Genomic DNA, 22,690 nt, shown 5'->3' with positions numbered 1-22,690 from the left:
GCGCCCAATCAGGCGGTGCGTCCTGAGCCAACGGCTACGAGGTAAACGAGAGCGCTGCTTGAGATGAGACAAATGAATGGATGAATGCAGCAGAGCTGGCTCGCTATGGGCATTGTAATCGGTGCATGGGAGTTGGGACCAATCGATGAGTTGTATGAGCCTCCCTGCAAATAGCTCCTCTGGGGGTTTGTTTAGTTGTTACCAGCTCGTTTAACCCGTAGCCGCAGGCGAGGTGAACCCTCTAACCCAAGCCTGCTGGCTGATGAACCCTCTAACCCAAGCCTTCTGGCTGATGAACCTCTAACCCAAACCTGCTGTCAGAGACTAGCTCTGCGTGCTCCTCGCCTGCGGCTACGGGTTAAACGAGTGCCGCGAGGTGAACCTACTAACCTAAGCCTGCTGGCTGATGCTGGTTGAGACTAGCTCTGCGTGCTCCTCGCCTGCGGCTACGGGTTAAACGAGTGCCCTCGGCTTAGGCTGGGGCTTTGACAGCTTCGGCGTCGCGGAATTCCTTGAAGATGATGTTCATGGCCCGGTCGTCTTGCTCGGTTCGCTTGGCAGCTCGATACACTTCTTCCAGCACAGTGATGCCTTTGAGCACCTTGCGGATACCATCGCAGTACAGCGTGGTCATGCCTTGGTTGATCGCTTCTTCACGTATGTCGATGGTGGATTTACCCTGGAACATTAGTTCACGTACTTTGCTGGTCACGACCATCAGTTCGTAAATACCGATGCGTCCGCGGAAGCCAGACTTCTGACAGTAACTGCAGCCTTTGCCGCGCGAGAAGGTCGCCTTCTCGGCTACGTCGGCTGGAATGCCAGCATCAATCAGCACGCTCTCAGGCAGCTTCACGGTGGTCTTGCAACGCTTGCAAATTGTGCGCACCAATCGCTGCCCCAACACCGCCACCACCGAGCTAGCCACCAAATATCCGGGGACTCCCATGTCACACATGCGTGTAACAGCACTGGGCGCATCGTTCGTATGTAGTGTACTGAATACCAAGTGTCCAGTCAATGAAGCTTGAATTCCCATGGATGCGGTCTCGGTATCGCGCATCTCGCCGACGAGGATGATGTTGGGTGCTTGTCGCAGCATGGCGCGAATGATGCGCGCGAAGTCCAGTCCGATATTGTGTTTGACTTCGACCTGGTTGATACCGGGAAGATAGTATTCGACTGGGTCCTCGGCGGTGATGATTTTGCGATCGGGCCGGTTCATCGTATTGAGGGCGGCGTAGAGCGTGGTGGTCTTGCCCGAGCCCGTTGGGCCGGTCACCAGAAGAATGCCGTTGGGTCGTTTGATCATCTGGCTGAAGACTTTGAAGTCGCGCTCGGCCAACCCCAATTGGCGGATACCCACCTTGATGTTGTCTTTGTCCAGCAGTCGCATAACGGCGGACTGACCGTGGCTAGTTGGGATGATGCTCACGCGCAGGTCGAGCTCCTTTTCCCCCACAGTGACTTTGATTCGACCGTCTTGCGGGCGACGTCGTTCGGCGATGTCCATCTTAGCCAAGATCTTGATACGCGAGAGGATGGCACCCAAGAGTCGGCGAGGTGGGCTATCGCGTTCGACCAAAACGCCATCGATACGATAGCGAATGCGCACGCGATCTTCGAACGGTTCGACGTGGATATCGGAGGCGCGGAGCTGGACGGCTTCTTGAATCATCAGCCCGACTAGGCGGACAACTGGGGCGCTATTCTCATCGACCAGTTCATTATCGCCGGACGCGCCGTCTTCGGAGGTTTCGGTGAAGTCGATTTGCGTGTCGGTGAATTCTTGCAGAATCGAGTCGGCCGATTCACCTTCGACCTGGCCATAGTAACGGTTAATGGCGTCGTTAATAGTCTCTTTGGGGGCCAGGGCCGTTTCGATGCGGCGGTTGAGGATGAACCGGAGTTTTTCGGTGGTCTCCAGATCGAACGGGTCGCTGATGAGCACGATCAGGGCGTCACCGTCTTCTTGATACGGGATGATCGTATTTTCGCGGGCCACCGACTCGGGTACCAGTTCGATAATGGAGTTGTCGATGCGCACCGAAGCGAGATCGACGAAGTTCATCTTATGGAAGTCGGCTAAGGCTCGATAAACATCCTGTGGTGCCGCGTATTGCATTTTAATGAGGGCGTCGGCTACCGAGATGTCATCTTGCCGAGCCATATTGCTGGCTTCGGACAATTGATCCAGGCTGACCACGCCGCGGCGAAGCAGCAGGTCGGTAAAGTCGCGCATCGGTTGGTCCATGATAGGCTCCTGTGTGGGTGCCGATTCCCAAATATTGACCGGTGTGCCACGCCCTAAGTGGAAAACAGGGTGTGGCCAGTGAATAGTCTGTTGGTGGAATTACTGTGGATATTACTTCAGTATTGTCCAGTTTAACCAGAGTCTCGCCGAACGCCTAATGTCTTGGCAACGGGGGACTTGCGCTAGAAGTGCGGGACAATGAGATGAGGATACGCTCATCTTGACTGATTGGGGCGCGCGTTGTCAACAATTTGCAACCAAGCAGGTGGATTTTTGAAAACTATACCGAGGGCGTTAGCGGCGGTTCCTAAGCCGAGGGCGTTAGCCCCGGTTCCTGCTTCAACGCGCTGCAACCGGGGCTAACGCCCTCGGCTTAGTTGGGGAACCGGGGCTAACGCCCTCGGCTTAGTTGGGGAACCGGGGCTAATGCCGCTAACGCCCTCGGCTTAGTACCGCAGCGGGGTTGTCGATCTCCTTACAACACAATTGGTATCGGTCCAACTTCTCAGCGTGTTCGGAGCCCTAATGATGGCAGCTAAAGATGTATTAGCCTTCTTCATCACATGGAATGTATATGGAACGCATTTGCAAGGCGATCCACGCGGTTGGTGGAAACGCGGGGCGGGACTACAGCAGCCACAACCGCTCTTGCAGGAATGGCACGCCGATCGACTTAAATATCCAATTTTGCTGTTGAACGAACAACAGCGGGAAGCTGTCGAAAACGAACTCGATCGCTTGGCGGATGCTTGCGGCTGGTGTTTATGGGCACGAAATGCTCGAAGTAATCACGTGCATACGGTGGTCACTGCCTACGATCGAAGTGCGCAATCGGTGCGTGATAAAATGAAAGCTAACTGTACCCGAATGATCCGAGAGCGTTGGCCTCAATTTCAAGACCGTCCCGTATGGACTGCAAACGGCCACTGCGTGTGGATCAAATCTCAAGCAGATCTTGAAGCCGTTATTGATTACGTCAATATCGCCCAAGATCTGATGCACCTGCGTTTCCCCCTAAACCGAGGGCGTTAGCCCCGGTTCCTACTAAGCCGAGGGCGTTAGCCCCGGTTCCTGCTTCAACGCGCTGCAACCGGGGCTAACGCCCTCGGTTTAGTTGGGGAACCGGGGCTAATGCCCTCGGTTTAGTTGGGGAACCGGGGCTAATGCCCTCGGTTTAGTTGGGAACCCTAACGCTGGACTTTGGTTCAGCGTCTATCTATTGTAGAGCGGCGCCGAAATTCTGGCGCAGTTTGTCATCGTTTCGATGTTAAAACGCCGCTCTCGATATCCATAAAAGGTTCCGCAATGTACGTTGCCCCTCGACGACGTCCCTCACGTCGCAAGCTGTTGGTCGAAGCACTTGAGAACCGTCGCGTGATGGCGACACTCCAAGGTAATATCTTCTTGGATAGCGATATTAGCGGCACGCGCCAAGCGGCGGAAAATCTGCTGGTCGGTCAAGCAGTCACCGTTTACGTTGATTTGGATAACAGTGAAACTCTGACCGCCGGCGATATATCGGTGCCTACCGACACTGGCAGCTATTTGATTTCAGCGCCGCTACTGGGGGCGGGCACGTTTGCTGTACGCGTTGATCCCAACGGAGCTCCCTTTGCGCCCAGCAGTGTTGGCACCGCGGTAGTCATCGACCCGCTGACGATAACCACTGTCGATGACATCGGCGTCTATCGCCTGGGAGAAATTCGTGGAACCAAGTTCAACGACCACAATGCAGATGGTACGCGTCAGTCCACCGATGAAGCGATTGCGGGTGTGGCCTTCACCCTGACCAATTTGGGCGCCGACGGTACCGTCGGCGGCGGCGATGATGGAGTTCCCGTAACAGTCACCACCAATGCCGCAGGTGAATTTGCTTTTCCCAATCTCGTAGCAGGCACGTATCAATTAGTCGAACAAGCCAATCCTACTCTCAGAGTAACCACCGCTGCGTTCACCAACTTCGTGGTTGATGCCAGTGGTCAACTGTTTGTGCCCGCTACGGCCATTCCCACGGACGCATTTCAAACTCTTCAAGTGTTGCGGCCTGAACTAGCGCGGGGCAACTTTCGACTGGGAGCGATCCATGGCTATGCTTTCGTCGATGCCAATGGCAACGGTGTCGACAATGCAGAGTCGCGCGTAACTACGGGTGTAACTGTAACGCTTCGAGGTGCCGGACCAGACAATGCGTTTGGAACGCCAGATGACCCGGCGCCGGTGGCCACAAATCCAGATGCTGCCACTGGCCTGTATAGTTTTACTAACTTGGACTTTGGTCGATTCCAGATTGTGGTCACACTGCCTACTGGCGTCGTGCGCACGACGCCAGCTCTAGGCGTTTACTCGATCAACGATAGCGGGTTGATTTACTCTCCGACCAGTACACTAGTGATTCCCGATGCGCGTCAACAAGCTCCGGTGCTGAGCCCCGAACTAGCACTCGGACTGTTTCGCAATGCAGAAATTCGTGGTCACAAGTTTACTGACCACAATGCCGATGGCGTCAAACAGTCTACTGATGAAGGCCTGGCGGGCGTCCGCTTTCAGCTGACCAACTTGGGATTGGATGGTTTGCCGGGTGGGGGCGATGATGGCGCTCCGATTGTGGTCACTAGCGATGTCAACGGCGACTTCAGCTTTTCCAATCTTGGGCTGGGCACCTACCAGCTGCTGGAACTTGATATCAACGCGAACATCCAGACCACCACGGCCGACTTTACAAACATTGTCGTCAGTGCCAGCGGTCAATTGTTTGTGCAGACAGCCGCATCGGGCGTGCCTGATGCCTATCAAACTCGAGTTGTGCGTCCGGAGCTGCGGCGAGGTAACTTCCGCCTGGGCGAGATCTTTGGTTATGTGTTCGTCGATCGCAATAGTAATGGAGTCGACAATACTGAGACACGCAACATGCCCGGAGTCACGCTGCGTTTGACTTGGGCTGGACCTGACAACGATTTTGCCACCACCGCCGACAACACCATTCAGACTCTGACACCCAACGCTACCACTGGAGTCTTTAGTGCCACGCGTCTGGCGTTTGGCCGCTACTTGTTGCAAGAGCAATTGCCTACCGATGTGATTCGTACTACGGCAGCCCTGGGTACTTATAACATCAACGATAGCGGGTTGATCTTTGCGCCCAATACCACCTTGGCCATTCCTGATGCGCGTCAACAGTTTGCACCATTGCGAACGGAATTGGCTGTGGGGACATTCCGCTTAGGTGAGATTTATGGATATACGTTTGTCGATAGCAATGACAATGGCGTGGACAACGCGGAATCCCGCGTCACGCCCGGCGTGACAATCCTATTGACCTGGGCTGGTCCAGACAACGATTTCGCGACTGCAGCCGATAATACAACTCAGACGCTGACACCCAATGCCACCACGGGACTGTTCAGCGCTCGAGGTTTGGTATTCGGCCGCTATCGGTTGCAAGAGCAGTTGCCTACTGACGTAGTTCGCACGACAAACCCACTGGGAGTCTACAGCGTCAACAACAGTGGCTTGATCTTTGCGGCGACTGCCGCACTGGCTACGCCCGATGCGCGGCAACTACCTATCACACTGCAGCCTGAATTGGCTCTGGGTGTCTTTCGACTGGGTGTAATTCGTGGTTATGCATTTGGCGATATCAATGGCGATGGCATTGATTCCGGGGCGGCCGAACCACGTGGAGACGCTGCGCTGTCGGTCCCACCCGAAGCCCAAGAGCTGCGTGTGCGCGTGCAGCTTTCGCGCAATGGATCAGATGTTGGTGCGCCGATCGAAACCAATGCGGCTGGAGTGTATAGCTTTGGCGGGCTAAGAGGAGGCACCTATCAAGTCGTGGTGACTCAGATACTGCCCAATCGCAAGCTAACGACCGCGCGCGTGATTAGCAATTTGCTGGTCACATCGGGCAGCGTTTATCAGGCTGTCACAGGTTTGGTTGCGCCGCTGGATGCGTACCAAACATCAACCGTCAATGTCAATCTGGCCATCGGTTCGGCCAAGCAAGCTGTCATTAAGGGCATTGTCTTCTTGGATCGCGATGGTAACGGTTCGCAAGGCGCGCCGGCACAAGAACCCGGTATGGCCGGTTTTACGATAACGCTACTGGGTGCTGGAATTGACAATACCTTTGGCACAGCTGACGATCTCAGCTTCTCGCCGATTTTGACCACGTCCACGGGGCTGTATGAATTCAATGTCGATGCACGCAATCCCGTTGGCCTGTTGACAGCCACACCGGATATTCTGCCCGGTCAATTCCGAGTAACAATCACCGAACCGATGCATTACACCCGCGGCAACGGCAGCAACTTCGGTACAGAAACTCGTACCATTACTGGCGTGCGTTTGAACGACATTGTCTTGGGCCCCGGGGTCGTCGCTACGCTGGCACCCAATGCTGACCAGACGACCAGCACCAATGCGCTACTCAATTTCGGCGTTGAGCGCTACGCAGCCATTCAGGGCGTAGCCTTTAACGATCTGAATGCCAATGGTGTCCGAGAAGCTGGTGAAGCGGTCGTTGTCGGCCAGACCATCTCGCTGCAGGGGCCAGCTGGTTTTGCAACTCGACAGGTGCTCACAGGTCCCGGTGGGATTTACTTGTTCGATGATTTGCCAGAGGGAGTTTATTCAGTTCGTCCGATTCTGAGTTCTGAACTTGTCAATGGCGTTACCCAAGAGACGCAAGGTCGCACGAAGAGCTACGCGACTGTCGATGCGGATTTGAACAACATCTACGTGGCGCCTGGCCTCGACCCGCGACAACCCAATGAGCGGGCCAATAGTTCCACACCGCCAGTTGAACGAATTCTGCTATTGCCCACTACGGATCTCGAACAAGGAATTGTTCAGCTGTCCAAACTTGAGGGCACAGTCTTTGTTGACACTAATGCAGACGGTACGCAAAACGCTGGCGAAGCGGGACAAGTTGGTGTTCAAGTCGCTATCCGGCGCATTAGCGGTGGATACAGGCAAGACGAACTGGCGACCCAGCGCATCCTGGCTACCGATGCTGCAGGCAAATACACCTTCTATGTTTGGCCTGGCACTTACGACGTAGCCGAAGTAACACCCGCGGGCTTTGAATCTACTGTTCCACGCACGCGCTTTTCCGAGTATGGCTTGGTGAATATCGAAGGGGGCACATCGGCCAAACCGCGCTGGAGTGTAGCTGCGTCCCTGGATGCGATTGGTACCAATAATGATTTGATTGTGGTCGATGAAGTCTTCAATCGCGCATCGTCTTCGAAAGTGGGTGGCATTCGCATTTACAGCAATGTAGGCCTGAGCCCGCTCGAAGGATATCGCTTCCAAGAAATTGCCTTCGGTCCGAATGCCCGACCTAGCTATGCGACAGCGGTAAATCTGGTCGGAGACTCAACTCCTGAAATCGTTGTGACATTCTCAGGCACACCGGGAACGCAGGTGAGACCATACGATAAGACGTGGGGCGATGTGTTGATCTTGCGCCTGAACGGTCTGGTGTACGAAGTCTACGATCCACTGACAGGTGGTAAGATTCCAACCAGCGAGTTAGCCAACTATGGTAACCGTCAAAAAACGGTCACTAGCGCGCTGGGCGGTGATGGTCCGCGTCACGTGTCTGTCGCCAACATCAATGGCTTGAACTACTTGGCGATCTCCAACGAACGCAATTTTGATAATCCAGGCAATACGGATGTGACCAACTACCATGATGTGAGCATTGCGAGACAAGTCTCCGCCAATTCGCTGTTGTTTGTCAAAACGCGCTCGATCGATGTTAGCACGCCCTCGATTTCGGCAGACGTGGTCTCGACCGCCTTCGGTGATTTTGATGGCAATTCGACGATCGAGTTGGCCGTGCCACAATCGGGATTGGGTACGGTTCAGTTCTTCAGTCCCGTTACCGGCGCCCAAGTTCTGCCGGCTATTAGTGGTCTGATGCAGCCCACGCATGTGCTGGCAGGCAAGTTCACTCAAAACACGCGCGATGATTTGGTAGTCACCGAATACAGCAGTTCTACCGTTAGTCTCTTCCCCCAGGTCAATGGACGACTTGGTAGCAAGATTGTCGTGGGTGAAGTTGGAGACGCGGGGCGGCCAGCTTTTGCTGCGGCCGCCGATATCGATCGCGATGGAGATCTAGACCTGGCCGTCGCCTCTGGGCAGTTCGGTTCGATTTCGCTGTTCTACAATCAGACGCCCCGTGGAGCAGCCACGCGGTTTGATAGCGCGGATCGACTGAATGTGAAGACGCCTTTGCCTGCCAGCATTCAAGTTGCGTTTGGTGACTTTAACGCTGATGGTTTCCCCGATTTAGTCAACACGCATTTTTCAGGTGCGGTATCCATTCATCCTAGTGTGGTAACGACTGGCTTGACATGGAAATCTGCCCAGGCGATTGCCGGTCCAACCAATGGTATAAATCTGATCGACCAACGCGCCGCTACGAGCGTTAGCGTAGCTGATGGTAGCTTTGTGTTACCGATACGCGCTTTGGCGACCAATGGAGCGGCCTATCCGCTCAACAGCAAGTACCCCAATTCCGCACTTATCCCGGTGGCTCCCGCGTTCTCGCTGGCCGCTGGACCAACCACCGTGCCTACGCAGAAGTTGGGCAATTTCCGCGTGGCTCCTGCACCGCTGCGCTTGTCGACTGAACTACGTGCGGAGGTCATGGCCTTTGACCTGACCGGCAACGGTCAAGTCGAACCGTTGGATGCCTTGTTGGTCATCAACTCGCTGAACTCATTGCCGGCAGGTGATTTGGGCAACTTGGATGTCAATCAAGACGGCAGCGTAACGCCACTGGATGCACTGTTGGTTATCAATGAACTCAACACGCAGGCGGCTGTCGGCGCGACTATCGACACGGCCATCGCGCAGTCGATGTTCTCAGCTGCCATCGAGCGGTTGAGCGTAGTCAGTGGGCGACCTGAGTTACTGGCGCCCTTGGTCAACATGACCGTAGCAACCGATGATTTGCCCGAAGGAGTATTGAGCTGGGTGACCGGCAATACACTGGTGGTCGATTCACAAGCTGCCGGACGCGGCTGGTTTGTCGATAGCACTCCCGAGAGCGATAGCGAGTTTGAATCGGGCAAGGTAGTCACTGGCGTCGACCTGCTGAGCGTGTTGACTCATGAGATCGGACACTTGCTGGGACTGGAAGATCAATTGGCCGGCACCGAAGGTGAAATCATGCACGCCCACCTACGTAGCGGCGAGCGTCGCTTGGACGCTGACGCCGTGGATCGCTTGATTTCAAGTTTGGGAATCGAAATCTAATTCCGTAGCCACCGTCGCCAGACGGTGGATCTGTCGTAGCCACCGTCGCCAGACGGTGGATGCGGTACTTGATGATTTTCCACCGCTTGGCAGCGGTGGCTACGGTCCAGCGGTGGCTACGTTTTGAGCTTAGTAGTACCGGTTGAAAGTCGCACGGAATTCACCGTCGAAGGCTCGGTCACTACCGTTGCCCACCGGTACACCTATTCCAAGTCCCAAGCGGTTACGTTGGCTGAACTCGAAAACCATGGCGCTGACCAGGTTGACATTGTCAAACTGTTGAATGGGCAATTGAATCTGCGTGCGTCCGGTAGGATCGACTACGCAGTCAGCCTTGTTGAGCGAACGGTTGTAGTGAACTTCTGCAATCGGAGCCACACCGGTCAGACCTCTGCCGGTGCTGCGATACATCCAGTAACCAGCACCCAAATCGGTGTAGAGCAGCGTCATATCCTGCAGCCGTCCGATGCGAGTCAAGCTGGACTGATTCAGGTTGTTATTCTGGAGTACGGTGTTGCCGTTCACATCCATGTCAACTTGTAACACGCCTTGTAGGAAGGCGCGTTGCGACGGTTTGTAGAAGGCGCCCAAGAACGGCATCAAGTGCACAGACTCGTTTTCAATGCGAACGACTTCTTGGCCCAGGCCGTTGAGCACGCGCGTCGAATCGGCCGTGGGCACGGTCATCGACAAACCACCGGAGACCAGTGCATTACCTCGCCGCCACAAGACGTGCTTGAGCGAGAAATAGAGATTACCGAACTCGACGTTGCTGGTATTGGTACCACCGTCAAGCAGGATGTTGCTGTCGAGCGTGGTTGCAAACGGAGTGCGCATCTCGAACGACGTGTTGGGACTGAGTAACAACGTTTCGAAACCCGGCGAGATACGATTGACCGTAATGCCGTTCTCTAGCGGAACATTGTGAAACAAACTGTAGTTGACAAAGACACGATTCTGCGGAATCGGGCTGGTGTTTTCGGCCAGCTTCATACGTTGCTGAGCAAACGAGCTCGGCACGCTGATTGCCTTCGTATAACCGTACCGCAGCAAGAAAGGATCACTGCTGCCGCTGGCGGTGCCGGTTAGCGTTGCCGTACCACCACCGAAGGCGTAGCCTGGCTCGGCGGGGCGTTGCAAGTCGTTGGGCGAGGCAGGTTGGGCCAAGGCAACTGTAGTGCCGTTGAGCACACCGGCAGCCGAAATGTCATTGCCGGCTGGGCCCATAACATCAAAGTCATACACGCCACCATTCAAGTCACCATACGCCATCGTCTCGTAGTTCTGCGAGATGATTGAATTGGCATTGGATGTCGGTCCAAAGAAGTCACCGAACATTCCGGGATCGGTCAGGCCAGCGTTGCTACCAAAGAAACCACTCTGACTTTGTTGACCGGGTCGGCCCAGACTGGCCAACGACTGAGATTCGTCTTGCGTCAGTGGTGTATTGAGAGCAGGCGTGGCATCGTTCAGATTGAATTCGGTTGTGGGATCTGGCGTAGGCGTGGTGGGGCTGGGTTGTTCGGGAGAGGGTTGAGTTGGCAGCGCATTGGGAATCGATGAGTCAGGAAAGGGCTGCGATGGATAGGGCTGCAAGGGCATCGATTGGCTGGGCGGCACCGGAATCATGTTGCCATTGGAATCGTAAATGGGAGCCGGTTGCATCGGCATGGGCATCGTGCCAGGTGCCATGTTAGGCATCATGGGTATGACTTGGCCGGGTGGGCAAATCTCGCGCAGCTTACGCTGTTGGCAGGCGGGGCAAGTCCAGCGACCGCACGTGCAGCGTTTGGTCGAAGCCGGAATGACCTGCACTTCCGGCGACTGTGGCATCTGGGCCAGCAGATTTGGTGTTCCGCTACCCAACGTAACTGCGCCAGCGAGAATCGCAGTCCGTCGAATCCATCTTGGATAGTTCATGAATCACTTCCTTCCGTGGAAGAGCGTACGCCACTTAATGGGGCGGCTAAATTTAGGATTGGCCCATTGACAGCATTGATCGACGATTTGCAAAACTTCTTTGAACAGAATTCGTCATGCAAGCATAAGCATCACAAGCACCATGAACTACCAATTTGTCACACACCTATGGGGCTTTCACCGCCGTACGCTTGCCGCGGCCCTCGCTTCGTTCATTTTTCTAAATCGACAGATTCAGTTTATGACAACAAAAATATTGTCTCAAGCGCGCGTAATCGCGCATGATTTCGTATCCGAGCTCGCTAGAGTTTGGATCGGCACACGGTTTTCGTAGCCGAACTCGCCAGAGTTTGGATCCCGGCCATGCAGGCTTCCTCCGCCACCCAGCCGTTAAAGCTTTCCGCAATGCAGCTCGTAGCGGAATGCGTCAAGCATTTCGTATTTTGTAGCGGAATGCGTCAAGCATTTCGTATTTGGATTGTCCATGCATATCGAAAGCCTTGACGGCTTCCGCTGCGAGGATCGAAAGCCTTGACGGCTTCCGCTACGCGAGGTTACTTGCAACATGCTTCGCAGACCAGCACCTTGCAGGGTACCAGCTTGGTGACTTCGACTTCTACGTTTTTGCGTTCAATTTTGGGGACGCACACTTTAACTTTGCGTGTGCGCTCTTCGGGCACCAGGTTATAGAATTCTTCTTCGGCGCACGGAATCTTGAAAGACTTGGGAGTCTTCACGCAGTAGAAGATGGTGCACTCGGTTTTATCAATGACCAGTTGCTTTTCCAGGTAATCGCATTCTTGCGTACCGTCGTGCATGCGGACCTTTTCAACTGGGCACGTCTCACAGACGCACACCGGTCCACACTTGGTGCACTCTTCGTGGCACTTGGTCTCTTCCACGCAGAACGATTCTGGAATCTTAATGTGTTCGGTTCTGGCCACCGGGACCGAAGCTAACTTGGGTTCGATCTTGGTGATCTTCTGCTCTTTGACTTCGTCATCCAAATACCAGCATTCTTTTTTATAGGAACGCTTGTCTGGCTTCATCACGAAGACCGTATATTTCTCTTCGCGTTCTTCTTCTTTGGTGACGATGCAATTCTTGCCGCGTAGTTCTACCACGGTCTTAGGCACCATGATGGTCTTTTCCACCAGGTGATACGTTTGGCAGTTCTTTCCGCAGCGGTGGCAGCGCAGTAGATGCTCGCCTTGGACGGCGACAGGGGCCAGTGATAGCAGGGTCAGGCAGCCCAGCAACGGCCAAAACCAACGGCTTGATTCCATTTGTTTCAACATGACGGGGCCTCCGGTCCCTAGCTTTGCGCATTTGTCTCATGCGTAGTATCAACCGTTACTTCGTCCAGGAAATGCCGCTTTGCTTAAGTTTAATAGCCGTGTAGACAGCGACGACTGCAGCGGTGTTCAGTTTGTAACGTCTAGCGTCTCTTGAACACCTAGCTGATCACGTAGCTGAACTCGCCAGAGTTTGGCTTGGGTCGTCTTCGCGCTAAACGAAGATCCAATCTCTGGCGAGATCGGCTACGAAGGTCCAATCTCTGGCGAGATCGGCTACGAGATGCAATCTCTGACGAGATCGGTTACGAAGATCAACTCTCTTCTTTCGGGCGCGCCAAGACGCGGACGGTGATGGATTGAGGCTGACCGTCACGTTGTATTAACAGTTTGATTTGACTGCCGACGCGTTGGCTGGCGATTGCGCGGCTGAAGACCACGGGGTCATTGACTTTCTTGCCTTCGATCTCCAAGCACACATCGCCGGCACTGAGCACGTTGGCGTTGTCGCCCGTGGAGTTGACGATGCCATTGATGTAGACACCTTGAATACCGCTCAAGCCTGCGCGGCGAGCTCGGTCGCTATCGACTTGGGATAGTTCGACGCCGAGCCAACCGCGCTGGATGTTTCCCTGCGCAGTTAGCTCCTCGGTCACTTTGCGGGCGATGGTGGCCGGGATAGCGAAGCTTACGCCTTGGAATTTCTCGCCAGCGATCGCCGTGTTGATACCCACGACTTTGCCCTCAATATTTACCAGCGGTCCCCCGCTACTGCCAGGATTGGTAGCGACGTCCGTCTGAATGAAGTCTTGAAACGGACTGTTCGAAATGGCTGGATTGCGATTGGAACTGACGATGCCCATCGTCACACTATTTTCGAGTCCAAAGGGTGAGCCAAAAGCCCACACGAAGGTGCCTATCTTTAGCGTTTGAGTGTCGCCCCAAACAATAGGCTGTGTTTGTTTAAAGGTCGTCTGCACCAAAGCCAAATCGGTCAGTGCGTCATAGCCAACCAAGGTGCCACTTTGACGTTGGCCGAGGTGATCGACCACTTCCACCGCCTCGGCCGAGCGCACGACGTGATAATTGGTCAGTACCAGTCCGGATTGATTGACAAACATTCCGCTGCCCAGGTCTTCGCGCGGAAGTGCCAGGGCATCGCCGAACAGCACGGCCAGTTCATCGCTGACACGTGCATTTTCATGTTTGCGAACCGTTACTCTAACGAGTGAACGCAGAGTTGCATCGGCTAGTTTTTCAGAGTGTACCGAAAGCGAAGCAGCGGTTGACTGCTGCGTCGTGATCGGATTATTGGCTTCGACGATCAGCATGCCGATGGCATACGCCAGCAGCAGTGACAGGGCGAGTAATAAACTGACGGGCCATAGATAGCCACCGCGATTACCCAAAGTTCTCGGCAAAAAGAAGCGACTCATTAGGTGACCATTCTGAGCACATTCGAGCTACGGGTTTTTGGGCTCGACTTGGGCCATGGGTAAACGAACGTAGGGCAATAACTCGGAGGGAATGAATTTAGGTCTCTGTGAGAAACCGGCAGTGGCTTGCACTGCAGTGGCTCGCTCAATAACGCCTTCTTGAACTTGCTTGACGAACTCGGGCCAGGTGAACAGTTTATCGCCGTCAGCATCGTTAGGAGTAGTGAGCGTCTTGAGAACGACATCTGTAAACAAACTTTTTCCTGCCACTTCAGCTGCCGGTTGATCGCCTTCGCTGGCGGTGAGGGTCAACACCAAATCGGCTTGCAACACGCGTACGGCCGAACGTAAGCGATCGCTTTCCAGTGGTTGGAAAGCCGCACTGTAACAAGTATCCAGCACCACCACTTTGCGACACGCCAATCCGGCCAGCGGGGCAATCTCTTCGATACCCAAGCAGCGGTCGAACTGCCCTGCCCGGACGTCGCGGGAATCGGCGTCGGCTGCAATATAGAAGTAGTTCCCAGATTGTTCATCCTGTATGCCGTGTCCGGATAAAAATATCATGACAACGTCGTCGGGCCGCACCGTATCGCGCAAATTTTGTAATTTGTCATGCACCAGTGCCAACCAGCGGTTGCGCGTCATTTGTGAACCGACCAATAACGTCGAACGTTGCACGTCGTATACATTCTTAGCAGCCATCTCGATTTGCGAGGTGAATTCGGTGACGTTGCGTTCGGGTGACTTCAAATTCGGGATGCGGTTATCCTGGTAATCTCCAGTGCCTCCGGCGAAGATCCACAAACGCGGCTTGGTCTTGAGCCCATCGGTGGCCGGGCGATGCACGATCACTTCAGCAGCGCCGACCACACGCTGACTACTGGCGGCCAGCACTTGCAATTTGATGTCGCGATCATGGGGGACGCCAGCTTCCCATGATAGGCGGACGATGTGTTTGTCGGCCGCCATTGGCGATGCTTGATCGTTCCGCGAAGTCAACCTGGCAGGCACTCCATTGGCGAATGCTTTGACCGACGCGAGTTCCGATCCCAGCGGCAGCACAACTTCCGCTTCGACCTGCACCTGGTCCTCCCGAGTTTGAGTACCGGTCTTGGGCGAGAGTATATTGACCGTCGGTTGCAAAGCGATTGCGTTCTGCAAGGGATTGAACGTGCCGGTCAAGGTTTCACCAATGGCGCGGGCCGCTGCTTCGACGCTACCTTGCTCGATAACGCGCTTGAGCAGCTCAGGTCTTTCCAGTACCGCTTGAAATCGATCGGCTCGATAGAACGAAGGCGCTGCTTCGGGTCCGCGATTGATTTGCCAACCGAAGATCGAATTGCCGTTGAACGACGATGCATAGAAGCCGGCCGCTGTCCAGGCAGCCCATTCTCGCTGCGCGTCGAAGACCTGGCCAAACAGTGGTCGCCACTGCGGTTTTAGTACGACGGCTTTGGGGTCATTGCCAGGCTTTCCATATTTGAACTTGACGATGGTATCGAAGTCGGGGCGATTCAAGAAAGCGATCCCTTGTTCGTCCAGCGGGACGACTTGCTCTTCGACTTGGGTTCCATCGGCAGATGCTTTGAACCAACTAATGCCCGAGATCTGATCACCGGCCCGCAGGCCAAACTCGAAGAGCGGCCCGGCGGAATGAGCTTCACTGACCGTCAGCTGGCCTGCATCGAGCGCAAAGACCGCGCCGTACTTTTGCCAACTAATCTGGGCCGATCGTTCATCACTTAATAGTGCATTGAGGGGCCAGGTGCAGAGTTGGCGGTCATTTCCACATGACATCATGATCCGCTGATCAGACGAAACGGATAACGACAGTACATCACCTTCGTGGCCGTTGAGTATGCCGACGCGACGCAGGCGCCCGTTATCTGGTTGACTGAGCGAGAACAGATGGATGTCGCTCTCGCGTGGAAATTGATAGACCACGGCCACATGAGTCGGTACTTGATTGGCGTTGCGTATCCACTGAGCCGCAATGATCTGCCGGGGCTCGGGTTGAGTGAGTGGATCGAGACTTCCCAGTTGCACCTGTCCACGTTTGACAACGCTCAGTCCGCCTTCGATAGCGATGCGAAATTCGCCTGACTGCCAACCGTCGTTCGGCTTGAGCGTTGGCTGCCAGATATCGGCCGCTGCATCGATCAGCGTCATGCGCTGGGGATCAAACGTAATAGTGCCTTTGGAGTGCGTCGCTTTCCATTGGTAGCCGGTTTTGGCAAAGGCGATGTCCGTGATCGGTAGCACCGTGGCTTCCGATGGCAAGCGTTGGTTGCGAATCGGTTTCTCTTTGAGCGGCAAAACGTAAACGGCCATGCGCCCACTGAGGATCAACCAATTGCTGTCAGGGCTAAACTGGCAAGCAATGTATTCACTGCCGAATTGATTGGGCAACTCTTCCACTGCTGGTTCGGCTTTGAAATTCCAAAGTTCGATCTTCGAACGCGATTGAACACCAATGGTTCTTACCTTTAGCACGGCCAACTGTTGACTGTCGGCCGACCAGGCGAGGCTGCGATAGTCGTCCAGGACCTCGTTGTCTTTGGCGACTTGCGCGGTCTTTAAAATTAATGCACCATCGCGCCACACATACAGCCAATTGCCTTTGCCTTGGCTGGCCTCGCCATCCGCAGCCAAACTATCGACAGCGGCGACCATGCGACCATCGGGGGACATCGACAACCACATGAGCTTTTTACCGTAGGCCGCTTTGCACTTGCCATAGAAGGCTTGAACATCGGCGACCATGGATGGTTTAACCGACCGGACCAGTTCGTGAAACTGTTTGAATACCTGGGCATCGGTGCCCGGTGCTACGCTGGGACTCCACAAGCGTGTATTGCCTTGGACCGAATTGCGAGCCACGATCGACCAGGGCCGGGCAGCCGGCGCAGATTCGGTCAACCATTCGACACCGCCCTCGATCGCCCGGGCAGTTACCGGCCAATAGTCAGGCATCACGGCTTGCGGATTCTGCAACCAACGCGGCGCGACCGAATCATCAACTGTGTAGAGGGCCACACCCAAATGCTCATCAATTGCCAATGCTTGTCCGCGATCCAGCGCCAAAATGCGCATGATCGGTCGATTCTGGAACAAAAATGGTTTGAGCCACTGGCGCTGAACCCAGTCATATCGCAGGATCTCACCGCGGACGCCATCGGCACCATAGCCTGAGATCAGCAGGACATTGCCACTACAGGCAATCGCGCGCACACGACCGCTAGGACCGCTGCCAACCTGCCAACGAATCAATTCGTCGTGCATCCACTGCTGAGTGTTGGCTTCCGGCAATTTTACGAGCCGCCAATGGTGAACCAACTTGTCATCACCGCCGGTGAACAAATGTGTCGAGCTGGCATCAAAAGCATGAGTGAACACATTGCTGGTGTGTTCCGGCACTGCCAGCCGCAATCGCACACGCGCATCTCGACTGCCCTGTAATTCTTGCAGTTGTCCCACTTGGTCGATAACCGGAACCACCTCCATCGTTTGGTCGGCTTTAGCAACCGGTAGCGAACTTTCGCTAGGCAACTGTCCGGCAGGCGTAGTGCCAGGCTGGGCCTGAGCAGATTGCGAATTTGTGCCGCTTGAGCTATTGCGTTTCCCGGGCAGGGTCGATTCAGCTGGCAGACGCTGAGTCGAGTTGGCCGCGTTTCTGGTCAACGCTGGCGGCAACGAAGACTCCGGGGGCAAAGCCCATACTGAATTACCTGTCAGTAACCAGAGGGTTTGAATCACCACCAGGCAGATGGTGTAGGGTCGACGAAGAGGTGTTGAGGTTCTCATATCCAAGTTATCGCCGAATTCTGCCGCCGGTTGCTGGCTGTGCCACATATTTTCCAAGACTAGGCCATTTTTAGGAAACTCCAGCCACCAGCCTGCGATACCATGAACGGAGCCCTCGATCGCACTTGGAGATATCAGAATGTTTCGCCACTTCATGCACAGCCTCGTATTTATTAGCGCCTTGGCGCTGACATGGCCCGCGTTGGGACAGCCACCTGCCAGCCCATTGGGGGATGCCTTTCGATCCATGTTCAATCCGGGATCCAATGTGCAACGCATGGGCTCTATTCAGCGTACCAACTATTTTGACGATTTGCTCAACGCACGCGGACGCTTGGAATTGGCTTTTGTCATCGACGGCACCGAGAGCATGGGGAAGGAGCTATCGGGTATCCAAATGCAGTTGGGTGCTCTGGTGGGTGACCTGCGGCGCGTCGTCGGTCAAGAATTGGCGGTTCAGATGATCATTTATCGTGATTCTGGCGCCGCCTCTGGTCCAATCTCCTGGCCGCTGGAGGTCAGCCCCAACTCGTGGGCGATGAAAGATGTCGACATTGCGACTGGTCTCTCGAAGCTTGTGCCGGAGTCTGGGGCGCCTTACTACTACGAACAAGTCGACGTCGGTTTGTTCACAGCGCTGGAAGAACTGAATTGGTCGAGCGACGATAATGTGACTCGCTGGGTATTCTTGATTGGCGATGCTCCTCCGTTCCAAGTCGGCTTTGCGGAAGAAGCCAATCAAGCGGCGCGCAAGTATGATTCAGAATTGCTCAAAAGCTTGGCCAAAAGCAAAGGCATCAATGTCTACGGGATCGTCTGTCCATCGCGGCCCGAAGATGCAGCGATACACAAACAGGTCTTACCGGAGTGTCGAGCTTTCTTTCAAGAATTGGCAGATGCCACCGGCGGGGCTGTGTTGGATCTGGCCGATCCACATCAGTTAAGCGAAGTGCAGCATGCAGCTCAACTCGCCACGGCCCGGGGAGTGAAATTCGCGCCGATCACCCAAGCCGATCTCGATCGCTTTAGTGTCGCCGCCAAGAAACCGACCGCTCCGGTTGTCGTGGCCGTCGTGCCCTTTTTGACGATCGACGAGATGAACTTTGATTTCAAAGAGTCGATGGTGCAACTCGCCGAAGAGGTTCGCGTGCAATTGAATGACAAAGGCATTCAGACCAGGCGCTTGGCCAAGGTGCGCGACGAGTACCAACAACTAGTGCGCAGTCGCGTCCCGATCGATGACAACATCTTGGCACAAAAATTGGCCGACCGTTTGAAGGTGGATTACTTGATATGGCGACATCTGCCCTCGACCAACCAGTCCAGTGCCAACGTAGCCAGTACATTCCAGGTGGCCGTCATTAATGCCCGCACGGGCAAGCCTGATGCTGTGTCTGATCCGATCGACCCCAAGAAACCGACTGCTCCCGGGGGACCGCTGAACGTGAAGTTATGCTCGCAAGTTCTACAGTCGTTGGCAGCCAAGACCAAAGGTAATAGCCCGATCATCGCCAAGGTCTTTGATGGCAAATTTACGACCCGCCTGGTAGCCACCACGGAAGAAGGTTCGCGACAGTTAGAGATCGCGCGCTTGAAATTGCAGCAATCGATGCCAAAATCTGCCAACCTCGGCGATGATCAAGAACTGCAGGCGGTCATCGACGCTTTAACGGAAGTTCCCGATTCGATGAAGAGCGATCCACTGTTAAACAACTTGCTGGCCAACGCCTACTACGGTGTGGGGTTACAAGGCAAGTTGCAATCGAATAAGGCAGCGGCGAGCAAGCTGGCCCAGGCTAGAAAACATGCCGAGATTGCCAATAAGGGCAATCTCGAATTTCAAGCCGACTACAGTTTCTTCCATGAACAATATGACAAAGCCATCGCCAAGTACGAAGAAATCGTCGCTCAAAGCATCGGTGTCGACGCGGTCTGCCGTGCTCATTGGATGCTTGTGTTTCTCTACGCTGGCGATTGGGGCGTGAATCCCCAACAAGTCGATCTATCCAAGTCGCGAGAACATGCGATCGCCCTGTTGGCCACCTACCCTGATTCGGCCGAAGCAGCGGCGCTCAAAGACGTTCTCCGCTGGGACCCACGCAGCCAACGCACGCGTTTCAACGAGCTACAACTGGAAGACATCAGTCCTTCCAACAAGTAGCTATCCTCGTAGCGGAAGCCGTCAAGGCTTTCGAATGGTTGACCAAATCGACATGCTTGACACATGCCGCTACACGGCGTCGGGTGGTACTGGCAATGCTGCGCATAGCCAGTGCCACCCTTACGAGCGGATGCTCGTACTGGCTTTGGCGGGGGCGACGGCTTTGTTGCGTCGGATGGCCGCGTCGAACATCAAGCGTATCTGGCGAAAGTCATAGATCTCAATGTCGCCTTCTTCCGAGCCGGTGATCAGGTATCGCTCATCCAGACGCATGTAACGCGGCCCGCTGGAGGTTTTGGCAATTTCAATCAGGTTGGCATTGTCGTCCAGCGACTGTAGGTACAGGCGATTGGAATCTGTTCCAAAGACCAACCACTTGGCCACTGGTGACTGGCTATCGAGTGCACAGCTGACGATCGTACCGCTATCGCTCTTGGCATAGATCTTCCTTGGCGATGCATAATCGGCTACGTCGGGCACAAACAAGACTGTTGCATCGACGCAGCCGATCAGGAGCTGAATCTTGCCGCCTACTTTTTCGAGCCGCGCGTAGTAGGCTTCTGTCGTCTGAGGCACGTCTAACAGTTCATACTGCGTGGGCGCAGCCAGCGGGAAGCGAATCAGCTGCGCCAGGTTCATCGATTCATTAACGCTCGACTGCTCTTTACGAAGGGTGATATATCCGAAGGTCTCATCAGTTTGAATCGATAACATCTCTTCTTTAATATTGAAGCTGAGGTTCGGATCGTCTGTCGGCAAGGCCAGGCGTTCCAACTTGCCAGATGCCTCCAGGCTTGCGACATGCAAACTGCGCGAAGTTTGAATGGCGACCCACTTGCCGTCGACAGATAGCCGAGTAGTCGGTGTTGAGAAGTAGTCGATGTCTGCCAAAGATAGCCTGGCTGACTGACCATCCAGCGTCAACAATTGATCTGCACCCCAATCCAGCAGCACCGCCGCCTGTCCATTGCCAGCGAAACAAAGTTCGGTGGGATCGTTGGACGAACGATACTGATTGAGTGGGGCAGGCAAATCAGTGGTCGAATTGAAGGCTTGGATCAAGTACTTGCCCTGAAGTTTCCCACTGGCAATGACCTGCGAATGAAAGATCCCCAGATTGTGAATCTCGTCAAAGACTATGTCAGAACTGGATACTACGCGATTGTCGCGATAACTAGCCAGTGAGACTGATTTGTCAATGCGCTGGATACTGACCAATTCATTGTCAGGCTTGACCGCAAACACGTTGGGTAGATAAGCCGCCTTCTCCGTGTCGCGCAGGACGGGACTGGGCAAGTTAATTGCCGAGCGAAAGGCGAGCCGATCACTGGGCAGGCCGGTATCGATGGCTTGCGTCATGGCTCGCACTGCTTCTTGCCATTGCTCATTCGATAGCGAGGGCTGATCCAACAACTTGAGGGCGATGTTCTCTTGTTCTTGCCAGGCCGGCAGTGGTAGCGGAACATCGGGCTCTTGGGTGGGCACCTCTCCACCCTTTTCTGGTTTCGGCTTGGGCCACAGCGTAACACCCACTGCGGTCGCCAGGCTGGCTAGCGCCACCGCACTGCCGATCAATTTCCAATTGCTCAATCCGGGCGGGCGGCTGGTCGCCGCTCGCAGGGCATCGACCATATCAACTGCATTGACAAACCGGCGCGACGGTTGCAAGGACGTAGCCCGACGAATCACGGCTGCTTCGGCACTAGGCAACTCGCTTAAATCCAAGATGCCGCGGCGGCGTTGATCGATTACGCCAGCTTGAGAAAGATCTTCGAAGGGCAACTTGCCGGTGCGCAGTTCCAAGTAGCTGATCGCCAGCGAGAACTGATCGGAATAGGGAGTCACTTCGTCGTTGACACACTCTGGTGCCATGTAGGCCAGCGATCCACCCATCGTTGTTTTGCGAGTTGCCGATGATCCGAGGATCGTGCGCGACACACCGAAGTCGCACAGCACTACCGATTGACCCATCAATAGCAGGTTCTCTGGTTTGACATCGCAGTGTCGAATGGCCACCGGGCCTTCACCTAGATCATGTTTGGGTGCGTTGAGAAAGTCGATCGCCTTAGCGGCGTCTTCCATGTACTCGATTAATTCATCGCGCGGAATCCCTTCGACACCTTTCTGCTTGTACTCTTTGAGCAGATGATCGAGACTCTTGTCGGCAAACGGCATGGCGATAATTAGTGTGGCCGGCCGATGATCATCGGGCACGCGCGTCACGCTGGCCAGAGTACCACGCACGGTATCCAGCAGTATGCCATCGTTGACTTGATCATCGGGAATGATCTCGCCATTCTCATCGAGCAACCAAATCGCGGTCATCTGCAAAAGATGTGCATGCCGCAGGTGCTTCAGCGGTTGAATGGCTCGGTATTCTTTGCGGCCTTGAGACTGTTCCAGATTCAAGAACTTTAGCGCGGCATACGTATTGCCCGGCGCCATGGCTTGCCAGACTTCGCCAAAGTTACCGCGGCCCAGGAACTTAACCAAACGGTGGCCAGTAACGAGACGGTCACCTTCTTTGAACATCTGGCAGCTTCTCCGG

9 protein-coding genes are annotated in these 22,690 nt (G+C 54.8%); 3 read left to right on the top strand and 6 right to left on the bottom strand.

From position 1 onward, the window contains the following. Nucleotides 1-472 precede the first annotated feature (472 nt). On the bottom strand, nt 473-2,254 hold the full coding sequence (locus SH573x_RS26900; protein WP_479351148.1) for a GspE/PulE family protein: 1,782 nt from the start codon (nt 2,252-2,254) through the stop codon (nt 473-475). A gap of 525 nt (nt 2,255-2,779) precedes the next feature. Between SH573x_RS26900 and SH573x_RS26895 the strand changes: the two genes are divergently transcribed. Together SH573x_RS26895 and SH573x_RS26890 are read left to right on the top strand one after the other, a co-directional pair. After that, on the top strand, nt 2,780-3,286 hold the full coding sequence (locus SH573x_RS26895) for a transposase (protein WP_479351147.1): 507 nt from the start codon (nt 2,780-2,782) through the stop codon (nt 3,284-3,286). Between the two features lie 273 nt (nt 3,287-3,559). Then, nucleotides 3,560-9,523 (top strand): SdrD B-like domain-containing protein, encoded by a 5,964-nt coding sequence (locus SH573x_RS26890; protein ID WP_479351146.1) that lies wholly within the window; start codon nt 3,560-3,562, stop codon nt 9,521-9,523. Between the two features lie 129 nt (nt 9,524-9,652). On the opposite strand, the gene SH573x_RS26885 is transcribed toward SH573x_RS26890, so the two are convergent. The 4 genes from SH573x_RS26885 to SH573x_RS26870 all read right to left on the bottom strand — a co-directional run bounded on the left by SH573x_RS26885 (nt 9,653) and on the right by SH573x_RS26870 (nt 18,137). Next, nucleotides 9,653-11,443, bottom strand: coding sequence for a hypothetical protein (locus SH573x_RS26885; protein WP_479351145.1), 1,791 nt, complete (start codon nt 11,441-11,443; stop codon nt 9,653-9,655). 554 nt (nt 11,444-11,997) lie between these two features. Then, a complete protein-coding gene (locus SH573x_RS26880; protein ID WP_479351144.1) occupies nt 11,998-12,741 on the bottom strand; it encodes a hypothetical protein in 744 nt (247 codons plus the stop codon). A 311-nt stretch (nt 12,742-13,052) separates the two neighbouring features. Further along, complete coding sequence (locus SH573x_RS26875; RefSeq protein WP_479351143.1) at nt 13,053-14,174, bottom strand: S1C family serine protease; 1,122 nt, start codon at nt 14,172-14,174, stop codon at nt 13,053-13,055. A 27-nt stretch (nt 14,175-14,201) separates the two neighbouring features. After that, nucleotides 14,202-18,137: a caspase family protein gene (locus tag SH573x_RS26870; RefSeq protein ID WP_479351142.1), complete on the bottom strand. Its 3,936-nt coding sequence runs from the start codon at nt 18,135-18,137 to the stop codon at nt 14,202-14,204. On the opposite strand from SH573x_RS26870, the gene SH573x_RS26865 reads away from it, so the two are divergent. Then, nucleotides 18,121-20,142 carry a vWA domain-containing protein gene (locus SH573x_RS26865; protein WP_479351141.1) on the top strand — a complete coding sequence of 674 codons (2,022 nt, stop codon included), beginning with the start codon at nt 18,121-18,123 and terminating at the stop codon, nt 20,140-20,142. The genes SH573x_RS26870 and SH573x_RS26865 overlap by 17 nt on opposite strands. Nucleotides 20,143-20,262: 120 nt before the next feature. On the opposite strand, the gene SH573x_RS26860 is transcribed toward SH573x_RS26865, so the two are convergent. Next, nucleotides 20,263-22,674, bottom strand: coding sequence for a serine/threonine protein kinase (locus tag SH573x_RS26860; protein ID WP_479351140.1), 2,412 nt, complete (start codon nt 22,672-22,674; stop codon nt 20,263-20,265). Nucleotides 22,675-22,690: the final 16 nt, after the last annotated feature.

It is taken from the genome of Rania fehmarnensis, assembly GCF_056494185.1.
The sequence above is the reverse complement of the archived record's forward strand: the minus strand, read 5'-3'. Positions and strand labels throughout refer to the sequence as shown.

Coding starts and splice junctions, on each gene's coding strand:
- SH573x_RS26875 (WP_479351143.1), bottom strand. CDS start 14,174: ATGAGTCGCTTCTTTTTGCCGAGAACTTTGGGTAATCGCGGTGGCTAT.
- SH573x_RS26885 (WP_479351145.1), bottom strand. CDS start 11,443: ATGAACTATCCAAGATGGATTCGACGGACTGCGATTCTCGCTGGCGCA.
- SH573x_RS26900 (WP_479351148.1), bottom strand. CDS start 2,254: ATGGACCAACCGATGCGCGACTTTACCGACCTGCTGCTTCGCCGCGGC.
- SH573x_RS26890 (WP_479351146.1), top strand. CDS start 3,560: ATGTACGTTGCCCCTCGACGACGTCCCTCACGTCGCAAGCTGTTGGTC.
- SH573x_RS26895 (WP_479351147.1), top strand. CDS start 2,780: ATGATGGCAGCTAAAGATGTATTAGCCTTCTTCATCACATGGAATGTA.
- SH573x_RS26870 (WP_479351142.1), bottom strand. CDS start 18,137: ATGAAGTGGCGAAACATTCTGATATCTCCAAGTGCGATCGAGGGCTCC.
- SH573x_RS26865 (WP_479351141.1), top strand. CDS start 18,121: ATGTTTCGCCACTTCATGCACAGCCTCGTATTTATTAGCGCCTTGGCG.
- SH573x_RS26880 (WP_479351144.1), bottom strand. CDS start 12,741: ATGTTGAAACAAATGGAATCAAGCCGTTGGTTTTGGCCGTTGCTGGGC.
- SH573x_RS26860 (WP_479351140.1), bottom strand. CDS start 22,674: ATGTTCAAAGAAGGTGACCGTCTCGTTACTGGCCACCGTTTGGTTAAG.